Annotated in this window: 2 protein-coding genes; both read left to right on the top strand. The window is 29.4% G+C overall.

Annotated features, from left to right (window positions below):
- Window positions 1-55: 55 nt before the first annotated feature.
- The gene (locus tag HMPREF2930_RS00210; RefSeq protein WP_000277654.1) at window positions 56-1,000 is read left to right on the top strand and encodes a replication initiation factor domain-containing protein; all 945 of its coding nucleotides are present in this window, start codon (window positions 56-58) and stop codon (window positions 998-1,000) included.
- 161 nt (window positions 1,001-1,161) lie between these two features.
- Window positions 1,162-2,541 carry a tetracycline efflux MFS transporter Tet(K) gene (gene tet(K) / locus HMPREF2930_RS00205; protein ID WP_000492283.1) on the top strand — a complete coding sequence of 460 codons (1,380 nt, stop codon included), beginning with the start codon at window positions 1,162-1,164 and terminating at the stop codon, window positions 2,539-2,541.
- Window positions 2,542-2,555 lie beyond the last annotated feature (14 nt).

Raw genomic sequence — 2,555 nt, 5'->3', positions numbered from 1 at the left:
TATATTTGGGTGAGCGATTCCTTAAACGAAATTGAGATTAAGGAGTCGATTTTTTATGTATAAAAACAATCATGCAAATCATTCAAATCATTTGGAAAATCACGATTTAGACAATTTTTCTAAAACCGGCTACTCTAATAGCCGGTTGGACGCACATACTGTGTGCATATCTGATCCAAAATTAAGTTTTGATGCAATGACGATCGTTGGAAATCTCAACCGAGACAACGCTCAAGCCCTTTCTAAATTTATGAGTGTAGAGCCCCAAATAAGACTTTGGGATATTCTTCAAACAAAGTTTAAAGCTAAAGCACTTCAAGAAAAAGTTTATATTGAATATGACAAAGTGAAAGCAGATAGTTGGGATAGACGTAATATGCGTATTGAATTTAATCCAAACAAACTTACACGAGATGAAATGATTTGGTTAAAACAAAATATAATAAGCTACATGGAAGATGACGGTTTTACAAGATTAGATTTAGCCTTTGATTTTGAAGATGATTTGAGTGACTACTATGCAATGTCTGATAAAGCAGTTAAGAAAACTATTTTTTATGGTCGTAATGGTAAGCCAGAAACAAAATATTTTGGCGTGAGAGATAGTAATAGATTTATTAGAATTTATAATAAAAAGCAAGAACGTAAAGATAATGCAGATGCTGAAGTTATGTCTGAACATTTATGGCGTGTAGAAATCGAACTTAAAAGAGATATGGTGGATTACTGGAATGATTGCTTTAGTGATTTACATATCTTGCAACCAGATTGGAAAACTATCCAACGCACTGCGGATAGAGCAATAGTTTTTATGTTATTGAGTGATGAAGAAGAATGGGGAAAGCTTCACAGAAATTCTAGAACAAAATATAAGAATTTGATAAAAGAAATTTCGCCAGTCGATTTAACGGACTTAATGAAATCGACTTTAAAAGCGAACGAAAAACAATTGCAAAAACAAATCGATTTTTGGCAACATGAATTTAAATTTTGGAAATAGTGTACATATTAATATTACTGAACAAAAATGATATATTTAAACTATTCTAATTTAGGAGGATTTTTTTATGAAGTGTCTATTTAAAAATTTGGGGAATTTATATGAGGTGAAAGAATAATTTACCCCTATAAACTTTAGTCACCTCAAGTAAAGAGGTAAAATTGTTTAGTTTATATAAAAAATTTAAAGGTTTGTTTTATAGCGTTTTATTTTGGCTTTGTATTCTTTCATTTTTTAGTGTATTAAATGAAATGGTTTTAAATGTTTCTTTACCTGATATTGCAAATCATTTTAATACTACTCCTGGAATTACAAACTGGGTAAACACTGCATATATGTTAACTTTTTCGATAGGAACAGCAGTATATGGAAAATTATCTGATTATATAAATATAAAAAAATTGTTAATTATTGGTATTAGTTTGAGCTGTCTTGGTTCATTGATTGCTTTTATTGGTCACAATCACTTTTTTATTTTGATTTTTGGTAGGTTAGTACAAGGAGTAGGATCTGCTGCATTCCCTTCACTGATTATGGTGGTTGTAGCTAGAAATATTACAAGAAAAAAACAAGGCAAAGCCTTTGGTTTTATAGGATCAATTGTAGCTTTAGGTGAAGGGTTAGGTCCTTCAATAGGGGGAATAATAGCACATTATATTCATTGGTCTTACCTACTTATACTTCCTATGATTACAATAGTAACTATACCTTTTCTTATTAAAGTAATGGTACCTGGTAAATCAACAAAAAATACATTAGATATCGTAGGTATTGTTTTAATGTCTATAAGTATTATATGTTTTATGTTATTTACGACAAATTATAATTGGACTTTTTTAATACTCTTCACAATCTTTTTTGTGATTTTTATTAAACATATTTCAAGAGTTTCTAACCCTTTTATTAATCCTAAACTAGGGAAAAACATTCCGTTTATGCTTGGTTTGTTTTCTGGTGGGCTAATATTTTCTATAGTAGCTGGTTTTATATCAATGGTGCCTTATATGATGAAAACTATTTATCATGTAAATGTAGCGACAATAGGTAATAGTGTTATTTTTCCTGGAACCATGAGTGTTATTGTTTTTGGTTATTTTGGTGGTTTTTTAGTGGATAGAAAAGGATCATTATTTGTTTTTATTTTAGGATCATTGTCTATCTCTATAAGTTTTTTAACTATTGCATTTTTTGTTGAGTTTAGTATGTGGTTGACTACTTTTATGTTTATATTTGTTATGGGCGGATTATCTTTTACTAAAACAGTTATATCAAAAATAGTATCAAGTAGTCTTTCTGAAGAAGAAGTTGCTTCTGGAATGAGTTTGCTAAATTTCACAAGTTTTTTATCAGAGGGAACAGGTATAGCAATTGTAGGAGGTTTATTGTCACTACAATTGATTAATCGTAAACTAGTTCTGGAATTTATAAATTATTCTTCTGGAGTGTATAGTAATATTCTTGTAGCCATGGCTATCCTTATTATTTTATGTTGTCTTTTGACGATTATTGTATTTAAACGTTCTGAAAAGCAGTTTGAATAGTTATATTATATTTT

The organism is Staphylococcus sp. HMSC068C09 (assembly GCF_001813735.1).
Taxonomy (GTDB): domain Bacteria; phylum Bacillota; class Bacilli; order Staphylococcales; family Staphylococcaceae; genus Staphylococcus; species Staphylococcus hominis.
Note: the sequence above shows the minus strand (reverse complement) of the source record. Positions and strands in the feature narration are given on the sequence as shown.